This window comes from Actinomycetaceae bacterium MB13-C1-2 (assembly GCA_035621235.1).
Taxonomy (GTDB): domain Bacteria; phylum Actinomycetota; class Actinomycetes; order Actinomycetales; family Actinomycetaceae; genus Scrofimicrobium.
Window position 1 is genome coordinate 1,514,105 of sequence record CP141731.1, and the last position, 19,977, is coordinate 1,534,081.

12 protein-coding genes are annotated in these 19,977 nt (G+C 58.4%); 6 read left to right on the forward strand and 6 right to left on the reverse strand.

Annotated elements, in window-relative coordinates; genetic code table 11:
- Positions 1–70 precede the first annotated feature (70 nt).
- Both U6G28_06680 and U6G28_06685 read left to right on the forward strand, forming a co-directional pair.
- Positions 71–1,087 carry a DUF2804 domain-containing protein gene (locus U6G28_06680; protein ID WRS29220.1) on the forward strand — a complete coding sequence of 339 codons (1,017 nt, stop codon included), beginning with the start codon at positions 71–73 and terminating at the stop codon, positions 1,085–1,087.
- Between the two features lie 266 nt (positions 1,088–1,353).
- A complete protein-coding gene (locus U6G28_06685; protein ID WRS29221.1) occupies positions 1,354–2,883 on the forward strand; it encodes an MFS transporter in 1,530 nt (509 codons plus the stop codon).
- Positions 2,884–2,890: 7 nt separating this feature from the next.
- Here the strand turns inward: U6G28_06685 and cls are convergent, their stop codons facing one another.
- The 5 genes from cls to U6G28_06710 all read right to left on the reverse strand — a co-directional run bounded on the left by cls (position 2,891) and on the right by U6G28_06710 (position 13,881).
- Positions 2,891–4,366 carry a cardiolipin synthase gene (cls, locus tag U6G28_06690; protein ID WRS29222.1) on the reverse strand — a complete coding sequence of 492 codons (1,476 nt, stop codon included), beginning with the start codon at positions 4,364–4,366 and terminating at the stop codon, positions 2,891–2,893.
- A 10-nt stretch (positions 4,367–4,376) separates the two neighbouring features.
- Complete coding sequence (gene acs, locus U6G28_06695; GenBank protein ID WRS29223.1) at positions 4,377–6,260, reverse strand: acetate--CoA ligase; 1,884 nt, start codon at positions 6,258–6,260, stop codon at positions 4,377–4,379.
- Positions 6,261–6,528: 268 nt separating this feature from the next.
- The gene (locus U6G28_06700) at positions 6,529–10,962 is read right to left on the reverse strand and encodes an ExeM/NucH family extracellular endonuclease (protein ID WRS29224.1); all 4,434 of its coding nucleotides are present in this window, start codon (positions 10,960–10,962) and stop codon (positions 6,529–6,531) included.
- A 284-nt stretch (positions 10,963–11,246) separates the two neighbouring features.
- The gene (locus U6G28_06705; GenBank protein ID WRS29225.1) at positions 11,247–12,650 is read right to left on the reverse strand and encodes an MFS transporter; all 1,404 of its coding nucleotides are present in this window, start codon (positions 12,648–12,650) and stop codon (positions 11,247–11,249) included.
- A gap of 115 nt (positions 12,651–12,765) precedes the next feature.
- Entirely contained in the window at positions 12,766–13,881 is a 1,116-nt protein-coding gene (locus U6G28_06710) for an ABC transporter permease (GenBank protein WRS29226.1), read from the reverse strand.
- A 121-nt stretch (positions 13,882–14,002) separates the two neighbouring features.
- Here U6G28_06710 and U6G28_06715 point away from each other — a divergent pair, with 121 nt between their 5' ends.
- The 3 genes from U6G28_06715 (at position 14,003) to U6G28_06725 (ending at position 15,294) form a co-directional block, all read left to right on the forward strand.
- Positions 14,003–14,599, forward strand: a complete 597-nt coding sequence (locus U6G28_06715) for a TetR/AcrR family transcriptional regulator (GenBank protein WRS29227.1) — start codon at positions 14,003–14,005, stop codon at positions 14,597–14,599.
- Between the two features lie 130 nt (positions 14,600–14,729).
- Positions 14,730–15,002, forward strand: coding sequence for a type II toxin-antitoxin system RelB/DinJ family antitoxin (locus tag U6G28_06720; GenBank protein ID WRS29228.1), 273 nt, complete (start codon positions 14,730–14,732; stop codon positions 15,000–15,002).
- A gap of 1 nt (position 15,003) precedes the next feature.
- Positions 15,004–15,294, forward strand: a complete 291-nt coding sequence (locus U6G28_06725; GenBank protein ID WRS29229.1) for a type II toxin-antitoxin system YafQ family toxin — start codon at positions 15,004–15,006, stop codon at positions 15,292–15,294.
- Positions 15,295–15,307: 13 nt separating this feature from the next.
- On the opposite strand, the gene U6G28_06730 is transcribed toward U6G28_06725, so the two are convergent.
- Positions 15,308–15,703, reverse strand: coding sequence for a YccF domain-containing protein (locus U6G28_06730; GenBank protein ID WRS29230.1), 396 nt, complete (start codon positions 15,701–15,703; stop codon positions 15,308–15,310).
- Positions 15,704–16,003: 300 nt separating this feature from the next.
- Here U6G28_06730 and U6G28_06735 point away from each other — a divergent pair, with 300 nt between their 5' ends.
- Positions 16,004–19,921, forward strand: a complete 3,918-nt coding sequence (locus U6G28_06735) for a BspA family leucine-rich repeat surface protein (protein WRS29231.1) — start codon at positions 16,004–16,006, stop codon at positions 19,919–19,921.
- Positions 19,922–19,977: the final 56 nt, after the last annotated feature.

Below are 19,977 nucleotides of genomic sequence, written 5' to 3' on the forward strand. Positions count from 1 at the left end.
GGCTGCAGCTACGAAGGCGCCCGGGCTTAACTAGACACCACGGGTGGACGCCGAAGAGTAAGCTGTTGCGATGAATGCGCCTCCTCTTTCCTTAGAATTGACGCAGCCGGTCTCCCTGACGGTGGATGGGCGGTTGAATCCAGACGCGGTTGGATGGATGCGTCAGCCCATCATCGACACCTCGGGGATCGATGGTCGCCACAGTTGGTGCCGTAACAAGCGCTGGGAGTACTGGAACGTCATCACTCCCACGCATATCCTCGCCCTGACAGCCTCGTCTATTGACTACGCGGGAGTCCACGAGGTCTGGGTGTTTGATCGCGCCACCCTTCAGAGTTGGCAGGTGACGCGCACGGATATCCTTCGTCCACCAGACATGCCTCGTTCACTGGATGAGGGGGCGATCTTTGTGACCAGCGGAGATCTACACATTGCGATTGAGCCCAGCGACAAAGGAACTCGTCTCCGCGCCCGCATTCCTGGGGCTGCTTTCGACGTGTTTGCGGCCTTGCCCGCAGGCCATGAGCGTCTGGGTGTGGTGGTTCCCTGGTCGGCCAAGCGATTCCAGTACACGGTCAAGGACATCGCTCGCCCTGCTACGGGATGGGTGGAAACGGACGGAGTGCGCGCGCCGGTGCCCGAGGGAGATTCGTGGGCCACGCTGGATCACGGTCGTGGTCGTTGGCCCTACGACATAACGTGGAACTGGGGTGCCGCAGCGGGAACGGTCATTCACGAGGGAAAGGCGCACATCCTGGGCCTGCAAATCGGAGACAAGTGGACGGACGGCACAGGCACCACGGAGAATTCCATCTACTGGGATGGTCGGATCACCAAGGTGGGGGACCTGACGTGGGACTATGATCCCGGCGATTTCACGACTCCTTGGCGCATCCGCGGGACGCAGATGGACGTAACTTTGGTGCCGTTCTACGACAAGCAAGGTTCCACCTCTATGCTCGTTTTGTCGAGCCGCTCAGACCAGTGCTTTGGGGAGTACAGCGGGTGGGTGCAGCCCGAGGGTGCCGGACGAGTTGCCTTTAGTGGTCTTGTCGGTTGGGCCGAGGAGGTACACAACCGATGGTAGAGCCATTCCCGGTGGTGCACCGGTTGCGATGATTATCGTCAGGACGATGCTAATCCCCTCGATCTAGATGCCCGCGTGAGCGAACCCATGGCCTCTCTCACCCGTCTTTCTCAGCTGTTGCGACCCCCACAACACGGGAAACCCCGGTCCACCCATGAGCGAAGAGGCCGCTACCATAACTGTAATTCGGAAGAATGGCGTGAGCTACACGGGTCATTAGAGGCTTGCTGCTGAGTTGGCTAGGATGACCCTGAAGAAAGGTCTCCGTGAACAACTCTCGCTATTTCACCGTGCCCGGAAGCGACAGGAAATACGACCGCAACTGGATGCTAGTCGTTCTCCTAATCTCCCTGGCACTTACCTTGCTACAGGTCAGTTCGGTCAACAACCTCTTGCCCTCTGTCGAGAGCGCGATGTCCGCCTCAGAGTCAGGCATCCAGATGATTCTGTCCGGTTATGCACTGGCGGTCGGAATAACCCTGGTTCCGGCGGGGAGGCTCGGCGACATCTTTGGTCGCTCCAGTCTTTGGGTAATCGGTTTGGCGATCTTCACCATCGCCTCTCTCGGATGCGGCCTGGCGGGGACGATAACTCAACTCAACCTAATGCGCGTTCTGCAAGGAATCGGTGGCGGGTTCTTCTCTCCGCAGGTGACGGGTCTGATCCAGCAGTATTTCCAGGGCAAGTCCCGGGCCCGCGCATTTGGATACATGGGTCTGGTTGTCTCGGCGTCGGTCGCGGTTGGGCCATTGCTCTCCGGGTCTCTCGTCGCTCTGTTGGGTGAGGATCCCGGATGGCGATACTCGTTCTTTATCAATGTTCCTCTTGGCCTTATCGGGCTGGCCGCCGCGTGGAAGTTCCTTCCGTTTGGGAAAGAGCGCCGCACCCTCGGTCCGCATGCTGACGAGGTGGAAGAGGAGTACGAGGAACAAGAGGTGGCTGCGGGACACCGTCCTCGTAAACGCCGCGGTGAGCGAATCGACCTCGATCCTGTCGGCATGGTCATGCTGATGCTGGCGGTCCTCGGCATCATGTTGCCCTTCATGTTGCACGGCGTTAGTTGGCGCTGGTTCTTGCTTATCGGCGCGTTTATTCTTCTGGGTCTTTGGGTCCTCTGGGAGCTTTGGTATGCAAAGCGCGGACACTTCCCAATGGTCGATATGAAGATGTTCGAGATCAGGTCATTCAGCTACTGCACAGCGATCTCGGCCCTACAGTTCCTGGGGAGCGCAACGATTTTCGTGGTCTTGGCACTGTTCCTTCAGGATGGTCTCGGGGTGTCCGCGCTCATGGTCGGAATCGTCGGGCTGCCCAACGCGATTGCGTCAGGTTACGCGGCCGTATGGTCCGGCAAGCGCGCGTTGGAACACGGCAAGGGAATTCAGGTGTTCGCGTTGGCGGCGATGCTGGTTTCCCTCCTCCTATTGATCGCCGGTTTCTGGGGTGTGATCCGGCTTGGTTGGTCGATCTACTGGTTGATCCTGCCGATCATTCCTATGGGTTTCGGCGCAGGCTGCATGGGTGCTGCAAACCAGACCCAGGCCATGATGGACGTTCCGCCGGCACACGGAGGGACGGCGGGTGGCCTTCAACAGATGACCCAGCGCATCACAACAGCAATCGGAAATGCCCTGGTTACCGGGGTATTGTTCTCTGTCTATGGGGGAGGGAAGAATACCGACGGCTGGTTGCTTGGCGCAAGCGCAGGACTGGGAGTTATTGCTTTGTTCCTCGCGTGTGCGCTGACGCTTGCAATAGTGTTCTGGAAGCGAATTCCTTCCAGCCCGAGTACCTAGAGTTTTGCTACTGCAGCGCCGAGGTTAGTCGGCACAGTCCATCTAGCAACTGACTTCGGAGGGGTTGTTTCTTCCATTCCTGGGCTGTGAGTTCTCGGGAGTTCGCCCGATAGTAGTCGTTGACCCGGTCTAGTTCCGCGGCGAAATCCTTGCCTGTCACGATCATTGAGACTTCCATGTTTAGGTTGAAAGATCTCTGGTCCATGTTTGAGGAACCCACGACAGCCGTGTGATCGTCGATCGAAAAGTGTTTCGCGTGCAGAATATAGGGCGACTTGAACATAAAGATCCGCACTCCTGCCCTTAGCAACGCCTCGTAGTACGAGCGTTGAGCGTGGTAAACCATCGCCTGATCACCGGTTTCTGACACGAATAGCTCGACCTTAACCCCACGGGCTGTCGCAGCTCGTAGCGCGTACATGATCGCTTGGTCCGGAACGAAGTAGGGACTGGTGATGCTGATCCGTTTCTTTGCAATACCGATCAGTGCGATGAACACCTGGAGGTTGTTTTCGTCCCCGAAGCCTGGGCCGCTTGGTAGGATCTGGCAATCGAATGATTCGCCGTGCCTAGAGGGACCGAGAGCGCGTGGTTTTATGTCGTCAAGCATCTCTCCGGTCTCGATGTACCAGTCACCCATGAAGACGCGGTTTAGGCTTGAGACGACTGGCCCGGTCACTTCCACCATGATGTCCTGCCACTTCAGTCCACGACGCAGATTTGCCTTCTTGTTGTAGCTTGAATCAACAAGGTTCTGGGATCCAACGAACCCGATGGTTCCGTCAATCACCATTAGCTTGCGGTGGTTGCGAAGGTCTGGCCGACGCCACTCGCCCTTCCATGGGCGTATCGGAAGCATGAAGGCCCACTGAGCCCCTACTTCGTCGAACTTGCTAGTGGTTTCGGAAAGTTTTGGCTGGCGTGCCATGGCAATATGGTCGAGCATGACGCGGACTATTACGCCTCGGTCAGACGCTTCTCGCATTGCCTCGAACACGTCCTCGGTGGTTTGGTCGTAGGAGAAGATATAGAACTCAATACTGACTTGACTCTTAGCGCCGCGGATCGCTCTAGCCATGTTGGCAATGGATTGCTCGTAGTTGTATGTGATGGAGGCCGTGTTGCCTGTGAGCATCGGCTGCGCGCCAAGAGATAGGGCAAGCCGTTCAGCGTTTTCGAGCCCGGGCGGAAGCGAGTTGAGATCGCTGCCGAACTGCTTTTTATCTCCTTGTGCCACCTGCTGCATCCGACTGACAACGTAGTCGTGCTTCACCCTTCGAGTCTTCGGCATCCTGTTTGCGCCGAAAACTAGGAAGGCAATCAGACCCACGATTGGGAAGAAGAATATGAACAAGAGCCATGCGGTTCCTGAAGAGGGGTTCCGATTTCTAGGAACTACGAACAGTGCTACTACCCTGATGGTCACATCGATCACAGAGATGATTGACACTGTAAGGCCAGGCCAGGCCGGAAAATCGAGCATGAGTGAAATGCTAGCCGTCCATGGTCGATAGGTCGCCCTCATCCTGGCCCAGCGCGCGGGCTCGCAGAACCCGTCGCATGATCTTCCCCGAGCGAGTTTTGGGCAGGGTCTCGACAAACTCAATCTCGTCCGGCTTCGCGATTGGGGAGAGATGTGCGCTGACATGAGCGCGGAGTTCTTCCGCCAGGTCGCGCCCTCCCTCGTACCCCTCCTTTAGAACGACGTAGGCGTGGATGGCATTGCCCTTGATCTCATGCGGCAGGCCGATTGCGGCCGCTTCAGTGACAACGGGGTGCGAAGCTATCGCTGACTCGACTTCCGCGGTTCCCAGTCGGTGACCGGAAACCTTGATTACGTCATCGGTGCGCCCGATAACCCAGAAATACCCGTCCTCGTCCACCTTCGCGGAATCTCCGGTGGCGTACTTCCCGGGATACTGTTTCCAGTAGGTGTCCAGGTAGCGTTGATCATCCTTATACAGGGTTCGCATCATCGCTGGCCACGGGTTTGTTAGTACGAGGAATCCTTCGGTGCCAACGGCAACCTCGTTCCCCTTTTCGTCGAGAATCTGAGCCTGCTGTCCGAAGACAGGCATCCCCGCCGAGCCGGGCTTCTGCGGCATGGTCGGGACACCGGTGATCTGGAACATGCCGGTTTCCGTCTGCCACCAGGTATCCATGATCGGGGCGTTCCCGCCGCCGACCACTTCATAGAACCATTTCCATGCTTCAGGGTTAATCGGTTCGCCGACAGTTCCTAGAAGTCTCAGCGAGGACAGATCGTGCCTGCTCGCCCATGCTTCCCCGAAGCGCATAAGTGAGCGAATCGCCGTGGGTGCGGTATAGAACGTTGTGATTCCGAACTGCTCGATCAGTGACCACCAACGGTCGGGGTGGGGGTACGAGGGTCCACCCTCGTACATAAACGACGTCGCCCCGTTTAGTAGGGGACCGTAAACGACGTAGGAGTGGCCGGTGATCCACCCCGCGTCAGCGGTGCACCAGAAGCGGTCCTGGTCGTGGATGTCGAAGGTATCGTGCAGGGTTGCGTAGGTGCCGACCATGTATCCGCCGTGGGTGTGCAGGATGGCCTTGGGCTTCCCCGTCGAACCGGAAGTGTAGAGGATGAACAAGGGGTGCTCGGCGTCAACCTGGACCGTTTCGCATTTGCCACGAGCTACGGGCAGAGCGGTGAGATCGTGGTACCAGTGGTCGCGCAGGGGATCCATGTGAACCGCGGAGTTGGTTCGTTTTACTACTAGCACGTTCTCGACGGTGGGGGAGAAACGAACGGCTTCGTCAACAATGTCCTTCAGCGGAAAGACTGAACCGTTGATCCAAGATCCGTCCGCAGTGATGACTACCTTGGACTCGGAGTCATCGATCCTGGAGGAAAGAGCATCGGAGGAGAATCCAGCGAAGATGACTGAGTGAACCGCGCCGAGCTTGGCACACGCCAGCATTGCGAACACGACCTCCGGAACGCGGGGCAGGTATATGGTTACTCGGTCGCCCTTTCGTACGCCCAGAGCCTTGAGAACATTTGCCATGGTCGTCACCTCGCGGGCGAGGGAAAAATAGCTAAAGGTTCGGGTTTCCTTGCCGTCCTCCGAGTGCCAAATAAGGGCGAGCTTGTTCTTTCTGGGGCCATCGATATGGCGATCAACTGCGTTGGTGACGATATTGGTTTCGGCGCCAGTGAACCATCTATAGAACGGGGCGCTGGAATCATCAAGCACCTGTTCCCATGGCTTCGACCAATTGAGTTCATTCGCCCGGCCTTCCCAGTAGGCAAGCGGGTCGGCGGCCGCAGAATCCATGGTTTTGCGCCAGTCCTTGACCCATGCGTTGTTTATGGTTTCTTGATTTGGCGGGTAGGTCTGCTGGTTCGACATTTGCGGTCCCCTTTGAATCCGTCACAGCGAAACGAGTTGTAGCAATGATCGGGCGGATTGCGCAGGCTTGAGAGGGCGTTTCATTCTATGGGACCGAAGTCCTGTGTTGGGGTTACGAAATGGCGTCATGACGGAACGGTCAAGATAGGTGGCTTGAGCGCACGCGCCGATGCTACAAACAAGCCGGCCCCTGTAGCCCCTCACTTCGAGGAGCCACAGGGGCCAGACCTGTAGTCGGCCTTGTGCCGATTTTTGTGATTCGGTCAGGCTATGCCTGGCCGCCGTTCTCGCGCCGTGACTTCACCGCGATCCCGGTTCCTGCGGCCGTGAGGCCAAGACCAGCTATCAGGAACCATAGAACGGAAGCGCCCGTATCGGGGAGCTTGCCGTCCGTGCCCGGTTTCGGATCGGGTCCGGGGGTCGTCCCCGCGGTAACGGTGCCGTAACTGGTTGCCAAGCTGTCACTTGGTAGGGCAGTCATGTCTAGCACGAGTTCACCCGACTTCACGTCCACAGGCATAGGAACCGTGAACGTAACCGCGCCGTCTGTAACCTTCTCGGTGGAGGACGACACGCCGAAGGGTCCCGTGACATCCAAAGTGGCATCGGTGTTCTCGGGAGCTCCGATGGCACAGATGTTGAGTTCCGAGTAGGTGGCCTTCAGCGATTCGCCCGCCTTCACCGCTCCGTCTGCTGGATCAAGGTCAACCTTGATTCCCTGCTTGACGAAGTTCGGGGCGATTCCCTCAACTCCGGACTCAGAAGCGAGGTATGCGAGCCACTGTTCATAGTCAAGCAAGCCGGTGTTGATATTCGGCGCATCCTGGAAGACCCAGAAGTTGTCTCCGCCCGCCGCCAGGAACGTGAACGTCCCAACGCGGTACTCAGCGGCTTTATCAATGAGCTTTCCGTCAATGAACACGGTGTCGACAACACCCTTAACCGCGCCCTCGTTCGCCGGATCCGATACCTCGTGGTACGTGTAGCGAACGTTGTCAGACAGGCCAAGGTACAGGAACGGGCGGGATGGGACAGTGCCATCCGCACCGCGCTGCCACTGCTGCTCAAGCATCGTGTATATCTGATCGCCGGTCATGGTGACGATAGACAACTCGTTGTTGAACGGCAGCACCGCACGAGCCTGAGCGACAGTCACGTCTCCGGCAGCCATGTCCGTACGCAGACCACCAGGATTTGTCACACCCAGGTCGACTCCGCCCGGTAGCTTACCGAGTTCAGAACGTAGCATGTTCGACACGAGGGTGCCCAGGGGCGATGCTCCGCCGCGGTCTTCCTTGGCGTCCGACCCCAGTACCGCTTTACCGTCCGTGTAGGTGCACGAGGTGTAAGCCCGAGAGACATCAGCAGAGAGTCGGCCCGTGACCTTGCCGCCCTCACAATCCGCAAGGCGAACGGCGTCACGGATGATGACGTAGGCCTCTTCCGTGGCTGCGTTGAATCCCTCCAGGACACTTATGTCCTGGATTTGCCATCCGCCCTTGCCATCATTGAGATCGGCGTTCCAGTTGCCGTCTGCTGCGACTTCCGCGGTTGCGACGTTCTCAACAACTTCGGCGGATACTGCGCCGGTGGCGTTGTCGATACTCAGCACCACGCGGCCAATGTTCTGGCCGTAGGAACCGGTCTGCACGACAGGGCGTGTCTTGCCCTCGTCACCGTACGGAGCCTCCCACGCATACTCCTTGTGGGTGTGACCCGTGAAGATCACGTCCACGTCAGCGGAGGTCTGCTCAACGAGTTTCTTGAAGGAGGGCGAGGACGCGAGTTCGGCTTCAAGAGTCGATCCCTTTCCTTCAGCGGCTCCATCATGGTACTCGGCAACGATCACGTCAGGACGTTCTGATTCGTCAAGGCCCATGAGGCGCGTTACCTCTGCGTTCACTGCCTCAACCGGATCGGTGAAGGAGTATCCGGCAACACCTTCAGGCGAAACCAGGGTCGGAGTTTCCTGCGTCACCGCGCCGATGACCGCCACCTTCTTGCCTGCGACATCGAAGGTCGCGGATGACTTGAAGGGAGCCGCGACCTGACCGGTCGCATCATCGATCACGTTGGCTGCCAAGTACGGGAATGCCCCACCAATCCAGCCGTTTACTTCATTGATCCAAGCCTTGCCTCCGTCGAACTCGTGGTTGCCCACGGCTGACGCTTCTAGCCCCAGGGCTTTCAGCAGTTCGATGGTTGGCTTGTCTTTCTGAACCGCGGAAGCAAACAGCGAGGCACCGATGTTGTCACCGGCAGAGAGGAACAGAGTTCCATCAACGTCACCGTCAGCCTTCAACTTCTCGATGGTGTACGCGAAATTCATCGTGTCTGACGAGGTAAGCGGACGCGTGTCCAACTCCGGGGCGGCGCAGTTCTTCTCACCGTCGCCGAGCTTTCCGTCGATCCGACCGTGGAAGTCGTTGATGTTCAACAGCTGGATCACGGATGACTCCGGCACCGTGGTGTCGGCCTTGAAACCGACAACGGCCGGGGAGTGATCGGAGGAACGGAGCGGAGTGTCCGCAAGGCCCTGCACGAACTCGCCGCCGGTCGCGTTGAAGCGACTGTAGTTGTAGGCAATGGACTGCGAACCGTTGATGTCCCAGATCGCGTGCCCGGTGGCGCGGTCGAGTGCAGACTCGGAAATAATGACGTGGTCCAGTGACCCGTCCATTCCGCCGTAGTTGTACGAGGACTGAACCGGCGTTCCGTTCTCGACGTTTACGTTGGCGTAGCCAGCCTCATAGAAGGCCAACATCGGATCTTCGAACGTGTATGCGTTGAAGTCTCCAACCAGAACCACGTCCTCCACGGTCTTTCCTGTGTTGGCAGATAGTTCTGGAAGGACAACCTCGATCCACGCCGCGAGTGCATTTGCCTGGTTGGTGCGGTCTTCGTTGAAGCAACCCTGTGCCCCGCCGGTCATTCCCGTGGAACAGCTCTTCGACTTGAAGTGGTTGGCAACGAAGAAGAAGGGCTCTCCGCCTCCCGCCGGTTCAAATGCCTGACCGAACGGAGCGCGGGCATTGCCGAATGCCTCACCCTCGCCCGACTGGTCATTCAGAATCAGGTTGTCACCGATAGGAGTGACATCTTCGGGCTGGTAGATGATGCCGGGATACATGACATCTTGCTGGTTGATGGGCTCGGCGTTGTCAACGTCCGGAACAATGTAGTCCCACTTTGCGTAACCGGCTGCAGCGTTTAGCTGATCGACTAGGTACGCTGCTGAGGCTCCAGCCTGATCCTTATCGCCGAAGGAGAGCTTGTAGCTGTTCTCCAGTTCCATGATCCCCAGAACTGAGGCATCAAGGTTGTTGATAGCGGGCACCAGTTTTGCGGTTTGACGATCAAGGTTTGCCTTGTCCCATGCACCGCGCGGACCCGTTACGGTTACCCCGTTCTCGGTGTAGTCGGGGCAGCGGTTGGTTGTGATCGGGTTTCCGTCATTGTCGTTGTAGCTGGTGCAGGCCACCTTCCAGTTGCCACCCTGGTTGATTGGGAAGTAGTTCTCAAGGTTGAAGCCACCGACCACGACATCCGGATTACCAAGCGACTCAAGCGTCGGAGCGCCGGGAGCGCTCGCGGTAAAGGTCGCCGGGTAAGCGTCGTCATCCAGTGCGTCGGCCGGAGTGATCTGAGTCGTCGTGTTGAGCGTCCAGGAGTTGTTCCGATAGTCAACGATCACCGGCTTGGTGAAGGTTACCTTTGCGCCAACGGCGGTGCGTCCGTCATTGAACACGTAGGGAGGCGTCAGTTTCTGGTTGCCGATGTTGGCACCGCCCGCGCCAGCGAAACGCATCGAGGAACCATCATCGAGAATGAACTTCGAGGCATCATTCAATGCGACGGTCGCGTTGTAAAGATCTGAGTCCTCGGGCGCGACATCAGTTGGCTGCTGTAGCGGCTTGCCGGTAGTTGAGATGGTGAGCGATCCATACGAGTTCGCGTCGTAGTTGTTGGTAACTGCGAGGTCGCCACTCGGGATGAAAAGCATCGACTGAATGGCCTGACGCTCGATCTCGGTTCCCGGCCATTCGCAGGTCAGTGGCTCAGCCGGAGCGATCCCGGTGGTATCAGTGATCTTGGTCGTTACCGGGCTAGAGATCTGCTCAAGTCCCTGGTAAGCAGCGCGCGTGCCCGTAACGTTCACGTAGTCGCCGATGGCCGGATAGTCGCTAGCCGGTTTGCCCGCTCCTAGGAAGACGAATATCGCTTCCGAGGTCTTGGCGAAATCACATGCTCCGCCGCTGCCGGCCGTCTGGATTACGTACCCGTTCAGGTTGCCAGTGGGGTAGGTTGCGGTAACCCAGCCCTCGGCCTCGACATTTTCTCCTGCGGTGGCTTCACGCGCGGCACTCACGGGATGGTCAACCGCGAAGAGTCCCAGGGCAAGAGCGCTGACTGCGGGATCATCTGATTGTGGCTCGTCGAGAGTGGGCCCAGACTGCTTGTCACCGGAGCCAGGCAGTACGTCCTCGGACGTCACGTCATCTGACGCTCCGGCTTCATTTTTGAGGGAATCGAGTGCCGCACCAGACTCTGATGCTCCTCCCTCGTCACTGAGCGCTATTGGATTCGGCGGATCTGAATTAATGGGGTCACTGTCCGTAGCGTTCGCTAGCGGAGCGGCAAGGGTGGTCCCTGCCATTACCGCAGATGCGAGCACTAGAGACAGTCGCGAGATCAATCGCATTTCGTCTCCTTCAAACGCAGGTGGTTTTCCTGCGTCGCTATTCAACTGATTGGCGGCCGTCGACACTGGCTGGGGCCACCGTCCCAAAGAGATGGGAAATCGAGCTTACTTCATTGCTGCGAGTCGTGCCTGGTTTGCTGTGTCTAGGCTGCAAAGTCGGCCTCGAACTCGGTGTGTCGCTTGTGGCAGAAGGATTTGCTCGACGGCCGCGTCTTAGCGCAGTACAAGAACTGATGATCTCTCTGGCGCATCGCCGGGGAGTGTCCTTTGTCGCCGTGACGAGACTATAGCTGCTCGCTCTCCAAAAGTTGCACTTCCTCGTCCGAACCGGGATACGGCCTAGTCCTCCTGGCAATCGGCACTGCCATCACCAGGATGACAATCATCAGCCCAACTGCGGCTGCGAACGCAGGGGAGAGGTTCGGCAGCACCAGCGCGTAAGCGATCCCCGCTGCTGCCACACAGAACGCCGCCCCAAGCGTGTCTGCCATTTGAAGGGCGGACGAGGTCTTCCCTTTGTTCTTGGTCCTCGTCATCGCGAGAGCGTGGACGGTCATTGTCGGGTAGACCAGTCCGATCCCAAGCCCGGTGATGGTCCAGCCGATAATGATGACAGCGCCGGGGACGCCCTCGAACACACCCGCGAAGGTGACCACGGAGCCAACGAGTTGGATCACGGTTCCCACCACAGGTAGCTTGGCGCGCACTTCCCGGTCCGCGATGCGCCCGGATACCGCAGAGCCGATAGCCCAGGTGATCGAACCTACGGTGAGTACGAGGCCAGCTCCCGCGGGTTCCCAGCCATGCACCAGCTGAAGAAGCAACGGGAGGAAGGTCTCGACGCCGATAAAGGCCCCATTGGCTAGTCCGCGTAGTAGAACGGTGGAGGGGAGTCCTCGTCTCGCGCTAAACGTCCCGACCGGCAGAAGCGGCTTCATGAACGCGAATGTCAAGACTGCGGAAACTGCGATGACAAGGAAGATCGGGGGAGTGAACGAGTCCGGCTCAGTGCCTGACATGACTTGGAGAAGTGCGACTGAGATGCCGGCACCGATTGCGAGGAGCATTCTGCGTTTGGTGGAGCCCTCGGACTCCGCTGGTTCTGTTCGGGGAAGTGCGGAGGTGACTTTCACTAGAACCGGGACTGCGAGCAGGAAGACTACCGGGACGAACCCGAAGATCAAGCGCCAACTGGCGTACTGAACGACCAGTCCTGCGATACCGGGACCAATAAGTGCGGGCAAGACCCATGCGGCGGCAAATGCCGCGAAAAATGGAGGTTGCCGACTCGGATGCACGTGGTTGCCAATGATCGTGTAGAGCGGAACCATCGATAGACCGCCACCGAATCCCTGAATGCCACGGCCTAGGACGAAGATGTACATGGACGGAGATAGGGTGCAGATGGTTAGTCCCAGGACAAAGAGTGCGACTCCCGCATAAAGGCATGACTGAGGGCTACGGGTGTCCGACCATGGGCCAGCTAGAGCGGTTGCAATCAGCTGGGTCGCCATAGTGATTCCCATAGCTAGGGCATAGAGATTTTGCCCCTCCAGCGACCGGACCACGGTGGGCATGGCAGTTGCAACGGCCAAGGCTTCAAACGCGACCAGAGAGATAAGGCCAACCGCCAACCACTTCAGCAGTCGTTCCTGGGGCCCTTCAAGAAATGCGCGTTCACTATGCACGAGAGTCCATTATCGTCGAGAACAGTTGGCTAACCCGCCAGAACCCGGGGTCTCAACGAACAAACCAACGTTGACACCCCGGATTATGGCAAGGGCTGGCGGTCTAAACGAACGACTACGCGGCGACTGCCTCGACAGTGTTTTTTGCGCGGCTCGGAATGAACGCCGCTGCTATTGCGAGGAGAAGGCCAACGCCACCGATGATGAGCAGGCCTCCGGTACCACGCGGCATCAGGCCCGCGCCCATGTAGAGAATGTCGCGGATGCCCTGCGCGATGAACGGCTGGGGGACCCACGGCACAATCCAGTTGGCCCAGAACGGTGGAAGCATTTCTGCGGGGAGAACGGCGGTCATCATGCCGCAGAACAGCACCAGAAGAACCGCGAGAGCGCCCAGTGGAACAGCGATGTCAAACGCCCCCAGGAACAAACTCATTACCGCGAAACTCGCGAACCAGAGGAACACGGTCGTGACCAGGAAGGGAGCTCCAGCGTGGACCAGGGTGTTAATCAGGATTACCGCGGCTAGTGAGATAAGAAGAGAGAGGCCAGCTGCATAACCCAACTGCTTTCCCAGGTTTGCGAAGCGCCCTGAGGTTGACGCTGCGGTGGTTCGCGGGAGAATACGGGAAATAACGATTCCGCCAATCATGGACATGATCATCAACGGCATCACTGCGATGTTCTGGCTCATCATGTTGGTAAGGGGCGAGGCGGCGTCCGCGTCGGAATTACCGGTGTGGATTATCTGCACATCAGCATTCAAATCCATCTGCGCGAGCATCGCTCCGATTGAAGCCTGCATCTGGTTTGCGACCATGGGTGACTTTGCGTTGTCGAGGACGACGCTAACGACTGGGGCTTCGCCCTGACCGGCCTGTGCCAGCATCTGTTTCTCGGTGAAGTCGGCAGGGATAACAAGCGCTCCGTAGTAGTCGTTGTTCTCGAGCGCCGCATCCAGGTCGGCCTGACTGGACATCAACTCCCAGCTGATTGGAGCGGTCTCACCGTCGGGAGTTTCGGCGGTGGTGAGTCCGGTGACCATCATTTCACCAGCATTCATGTCGCCGGCTGGAGTCTCGGCGCCTTCGTCCAAAGAGACAATGGCGAACGGTAGTTCTTGGGGCTTCATATTGAGGATGGGATAGAAGATCAAAGCCATAACGCACCCGATCAATAACACCATGAGTGCTGGAACAGCGAACTTCTTCGCTCCAAGCTTTTCGAACATTCCAGGCCTTCCTAATTTGTAATAGCAATGAATTATCCTGGTTTAGGATATTGGGCACCGTGTGCAATAAAAACAGACACGTTCCGTGAAGGTGACTGGTTATCCACTGGAGGGAGGCATCGTGGGTCGTCCACCAAAGGATGCGGGTCCGTCTGCAACCACGCGGATGGAGGAGGCGTTCTTCGAGCTATTGCAACAGATATCGTTTGAGAAGATTACTGTTCGAATGGTGGTTACAACGGCCGCCGTCAACCGCAACTCCTTCTACTACCACTACTCCAATCTCACAGAGCTGGCTCGTAGTGCGGTTGAGAACCTCCTTATCCCAGAGATTCCACGCGCGTTGGCGTCCGGCTTCGCACTCGACTCGGAGCCGTTTGATCGTCTTCTCGCCACTCGGGACGGCTACACGAAAATGCTCAGTGTGCTTGCAGTAATAGGACCCAACTCCACCGTTGAGCTTCGCGACATGCTCAAAGAGGCCGTGGTCGATGTGTGGCTTGAGGTCTTTTCGCTTGATCGCGCCGATCTGAGTGAAGAGGCCGCGTATACCTATCAGTTCGCCCTGGGTGGCATCTTTGAGCTAATGGGTAAGAACGTTCGGGATAATCCGATTGAGGACCTGCGGCGAATGCGCGGTCTTCCGATCCTAAACTCCTGCGTTCGGGTGGTGACGCACACCCTTGAGGAGGTTTCACGCCAACGCCTTGGCCAATGAGCTGTGAAGGGGACGATACATGGCTTAGGAATGCTCTGTCCAAACCAGATGTCGCCCAAAAATCACCGGACGTACCTTGCGACAGAACGATGTAAGACATATCGTAATAAATGTATTACAAGGAGGAGAAATGTCATCCATAACCATTCGTGTCGATGAACAAACGAAAGCCGAAGCCAATCGCATCGCATCTGATTTCGGGTTTGACCTCTCTTCTGTGACTCGCGCCTTCTACAGACAGATGATTCGTGAGAATCGGATTCCACTCAACTTGAGTTACGAGGAACCGAATGCGCGCTCTGTCGAGTCCTTGGAGGAGGCCAAGGTGATCCTTGCGGCGGGGCGTTCCCGTTTCGGTGAATCCGAAGAATTACTTGAGGCTCTCGGAATCAGGGATACCTAAAGTGCTACTGCTTGAATACACGTCGCGCTTTGAGAAGGACGTGAAGCGATTAGCTAAGAAGAGAGCAAATCTTGCAGAGTTACGGAATGTCATTCGGCTAATTGAGGTCGATAGTGAGGAATCGCTAAGCGAGCTTCGTAGACACCATCGAATGCATCAACTCAAAGGAGCCTGGGCCGATGCCAACGAGTGTCATATCGCCAACGCCGGGGATTGGTTGCTTGTGTGGCAAGTCGATGGTGGTGTAGCAGTTTTGCTACGCACGGGGACTCACCAGGATATTTTCAAGTGAAGGCGAGGTAGACCTAGCCTGGAAAGGCCGCCGCTCGCGGCTCGTCCACCACCATCTTCCCGTACGGGAAGCAAGTTACTGGGATCAGCTTGAAGTTTGCCACCGCCAGTGGAATCCCAATGATGGTTATTGCGAGGCCAATCCCAGTAATGATGTGGCCCAGCGCCAGCCACCACCCGGCGATGATGAACCAAAGGCCGTTCATCAAGGACGAGCCGACTCCGGCACCCGGTTGTTTCACTACTTCACGCCCGAACGGCCAAATGATGTAACCGGCAATCCGGAAGGACGCCACACCAACTGGAATCGTGACGATAAAGATGCAGGCAATGACCCCAGCGAAGACATAGGCGAGAAAAAGTTCCCACCCCGCAAAGATCACCCAGATGATGTTAAGTAGTGTCTTCATTGCGAAACGGTCCTTTCAATCAATGCATCGTCGATGTGCGCCCGTTCGAGGACTGGAGGCTACGACTCCTGAAAAGTCCTCATACACAAGTCTTCTATATTGGGCTCTAAATAAGCAGTGTCGCGACCGCGTTGTTTTCCACATCCTGTCGTTGGTCCTACTGGGGCACGCTAAGGTCGCAATACACTGTTTCTTACAGCCCATCCGTGCGTCGATCCGCTGTCCTGGCAATGATGCCTTGCGTGGGGGCGGGCTACTCCGGCGTAGGACGCTACGCCGGTTCCGACCGGGAGACACGCGATGAACAGAGTACTTGCCAGTGCGACCGCAATTGCGGTAGCTTTCACGCTTAATTTCGGCGGGGCTGCCGTCGCGGCAGAATCGTCGGGAGAAGCACCCAGCGGGGGCCCCGCCCGTTCCGTCACTACCGCAACCGCAGATGTCGCAGCGAACGAAGCCAGCACGAGCCGACGTGCGCCTATGAGCGGCGACGCCGCTGGTTCCGTTGCTACTGTGAACGCGGATGCCTCGGAAGTTGGGCCGGGTCAAGCCCGTGGTGTCTCCTTGAGTGGCGACGCCGCTGATTTCGGTGAGGGTGAGGTTCCCCCGGCGCTCAGCTCGGTCGCTGAAGATACGGCCCAGGGCACTAGCGAGCAGACGCCGTCCACCGCAGAGTTGGACGAGGGGACGCTGCCCACCGACCCTCCTGCCCTTGGAGATGGGGTGGAGGAAGACCCAGGTGAGCGCTCTGATGAAGGCGCGAGCGCGTTCGATACGGACGAGGACGGCGCCGATGGTTTGCAGAGTCTTGAGGAGGATGACCCCGCACTGCTCGGTACCCAGTCGCAGTCTCCCACGCCGATTGGGGCGGATGGGGACGCCCCGGTTCCCGCCTACACGGACATGGGATCATGGGGCCAAGTGGACTGGAGTTTTGATGGCTCCCGGAGTCCAAAGACTCTGACTCTTCACGCTCCACCTCCCGGGTTGACTGCGACCCTTGGCGGTTACTCCACCGCGCCGTGGAACGGGGGGTCGGTGGCGCCAGCGGATGTCGAGCAGATTGTCTTCGAGACAGGAACGCCCGGTGCCATCAAGTTCCCGGTGAACAGCTCGGCGCTTTTTGCCGTCTCCGACGGTTTCATTACCTCTGGTCTGGCGAATCTGGTGGGCATTTCTGGGCTCACCGGCGTGGACACGTCCGGCGTCACCAACATGTCCAGGATGTTTCTCGGTGCGGAGTCGCTGAGGTCGTTGGACCTCTCCGGTTGGCAGACCGGCGCTGTTGAGGGTATGACTCGCATGTTCGCCAGCACTAACGCACTTGAGTCGATTGTCGGCATTGAGGCATGGGACACCCGTCAGGTCACCAACATGGACTTGATGTTTAACTCTGCGATTTCGATCGAATCGCTGGATTTGTCGAGTTGGGACACAGCCAACGCGGGCAGATGGGCCATGTTCTCGGATGCGTCCTCTCTGGCATCCCTCACTCTGGGCCCCAAAACAGATCTGAGCGGCTCGTTTTTGCCCAATGCTTCAAATGCTGAGGGTTACACCGGCAAATGGGTGCGCCTGGGCCAGCTATGGGGTTATCCTGCGATCCCGTGGTGGAGCGGCACCGGTGACGGCCTGGCGACCTTCAGTGCGGGCGCGGATGACTCGGCTGGTACTTACGTTTGGCAGCAGAAGGCCCCCGTCACCCTGGACCTGAATTACGGCAAGTGGCCCGACATGGAGGCTGCCTGGGAGGCGGAGCTCACAGCTCTCGGCGACGCCGCCGTCGGCGAGGTCGTGAAACTTCCGAATGTAGCTCCCGTCTTGGACCCAGCGAAGTTCGGGAACAACGCCTTTGATAAGTGGAAGGGAGCCGTCAGCGGAGACCACCTCACCGTGTCACCCGGTTTCCAGTTTGTGGTGCCCCAGCCGGGCGTGACGCTGAAGGCATCGTGGACCTCCGAACTGCAACTGTGGGGTGAGGCGCCGTGGCAGTTCGACACGGCCTCGGGCACGCTCACCGTCTACGGCAGCGATGACCCGGCGAACCCGCGCGTTCTGGGTGGCTACACCGCCTCCCCCTGGAACCGTACGGACACCAACAGAGTTGACCCTGACGCCGTTGAGAAGATCGTGTTCGAGAACCCGACGGGCATCAAGTTCCCAGTCAACAGCTCGAAGCTGTTCGCTGTCTACATTCTCGGCGCGACCACCGGGCTTACGAACCTGAAGAGTATTTCCGGACTTGCCGGTGTGGATACGTCTGATGCCACCGACATGTCGCAGATGTTCTTTGGCGCGCAATCCCTTGAGTCACTGGATTTGTCCGGATGGCAAACCGGCCAGGTCCAGGACATGAGTCAGATGTTCCAGAACGCTGCTGCGCTCCGATCCTTGGACCTTACGGGCTGGCAAACCGACGAGGTCCGCGACATGAGCCGGATGTTCTCGTACGCCCGGTCGCTCGAGTCGATTGCAGGCACGGGCGGCTGGGACACCCGCAAAGTGACGAATGCGTCGTTCATGTTCTATAGCGCCTCAGCGCTGAAGTCCTTGGACTTGTCGAGCTGGGACACGACTGCCATGTCCAACTTAAACACGTTTGTGATGCTTTACGACACTTCGTCTCTAGAGTCCCTGACACTGGGGCCGAAGACAGACCTGAGCGACTCGGGGCTACCCAGCCTGTCGCAGGGGGGCCCACACACGGGGAAGTGGGTGCGGACTGGGCCTGCGCCTTCGTCCACCGAGGCGTGGTGGAGCGGGACGAGCGCAGCCTTGTTGACTCGTAGCCAAGACCCGATGACCGCGGCGGGTACCTACGTTTGGCAGGAGAAAGTCCAAGTGGGGGTGGACTTGGGCTCCGGCGATTGGAAGGCGGAGGACAATCCGACTAACTTGGATCCGTTGTCCCAGGCCGCAGTGGGTACCCTGGTGTCGCTGCCTGATCGGGACCCGGTTTGGGCTGACCATGACTTCCTTGGGTGGGAACTCAGTGTGCCGGGCAACGCTCCTGTGCCCGTCTCGGCCGATTTTATCGTCACCGAGTCGGGACTGGAGTTGGTCGCGACCTGGGCGGACACCACCTTTGAGCTGGTGTTTGATCTTGATGGAGGCACCCCCTCGTCCGCATTCGCGGCCCAAGAGGGTACGGTCGGCCAAAATCTGACTATCCCGGCACAGGTGCCAACGCGCGGCGGGGTGTTCATCTTCGATGGTTGGTTGCATGAGGGCACGGCCACCACTTATCAGCCGGGGGGCGAGTTCACCATGCTAAGCGGCGGTGCCACCCTGAAGGCGCAGTGGACCCCATCGTGGGGCGACGCTCCGTGGCAGTTTGACGCGGCCACAGGCACGCTCACCGTCTATGGCAACGATGATCCGGCGAACCCGCGCGTGCTGGGTGGCTACACCGCCTCGCCGTGGAACCGCGCGGACGGCAGCCAAGTGGACCCGGCTGGTATCAAGAAAATCGTGTTCGAGGACCCGACGGGCATCAAGTTCCCAGCCGACAGTCGACGTCTCTTCACCGCTGGTACAGACCCCTGGGTGCCCGGTCCGATGTCCAACCTGAGCGAGATCGAGGGGATCGGTCAGGTAGACACTTCTGCTGTGACAAACATGGCCTACATGTTTATGTACGGCGCATCTCTGACTTCCCTGGACTTGTCCGGGTGGGACACGGGCGAAGTTGAGTACTTAGTAAACACGTTCAGCTACATGTCTGCGCTCAAAACCTTGAACCTCACGGATTGGAATACGGAGAAGGTCCAGAGCATAGCCGGTACTTTCTCCTACACGCCGGTGTTGGAGTCAATAGCGGGTTTGGGAAGCTGGAACACCGCTGGCGTCACGAGCATGCAGAACACGTTCAACGGTGCCTCATCACTGAAGTCCTTGGACCTGTCGAACTGGGACACGACCGGGGCGAACCGGACCGGAATGCTGAGCGGAACATCGTCACTCGAGTCTCTGACGCTTGGGCCGAAGACGGTGCAGACCAATTCGGGTCTACCCGACGCTTCGAGCACAGGGGATCACACGGGGAACTGGGTTCGTACGGGGCCTGATCCCTCGTCCACCGAGGCGTGGTGGCGGGGTACCAGCACCGAATTGGAATCCCGCAGTCAAAACCCGGCGGAGGCGGCGGGCACTTATGTCTGGCAGAAGAAGGCCCCAGTCACGCTGGACCTGAACTACGGTGAGTGGCCAGATATGTAAGCGGCACTGGAGGCGGACCTCTTAGCTCTCGCCGACGCCGCCGTCGGTGACCGGGT

Bases quoted from the DNA above. Each gene is read 5' to 3' on its own strand.
- U6G28_06680 (WRS29220.1), top strand. From the start codon at position 71: ATGAATGCGCCTCCTCTTTCCTTAGAATTGACGCAGCCGGTCTCCCTG.
- cls (WRS29222.1), bottom strand. From the start codon at position 4,366: ATGCTCGATTTTCCGGCCTGGCCTGGCCTTACAGTGTCAATCATCTCT.
- acs (WRS29223.1), bottom strand. From the start codon at position 6,260: ATGTCGAACCAGCAGACCTACCCGCCAAATCAAGAAACCATAAACAAC.
- U6G28_06700 (WRS29224.1), bottom strand. From the start codon at position 10,962: ATGCGATTGATCTCGCGACTGTCTCTAGTGCTCGCATCTGCGGTAATG.
- U6G28_06710 (WRS29226.1), bottom strand. From the start codon at position 13,881: ATGTTCGAAAAGCTTGGAGCGAAGAAGTTCGCTGTTCCAGCACTCATG.
- U6G28_06720 (WRS29228.1), top strand. From the start codon at position 14,730: ATGTCATCCATAACCATTCGTGTCGATGAACAAACGAAAGCCGAAGCC.
- U6G28_06730 (WRS29230.1), bottom strand. From the start codon at position 15,703: ATGAAGACACTACTTAACATCATCTGGGTGATCTTTGCGGGGTGGGAA.
- U6G28_06735 (WRS29231.1), top strand. From the start codon at position 16,004: ATGAACAGAGTACTTGCCAGTGCGACCGCAATTGCGGTAGCTTTCACG.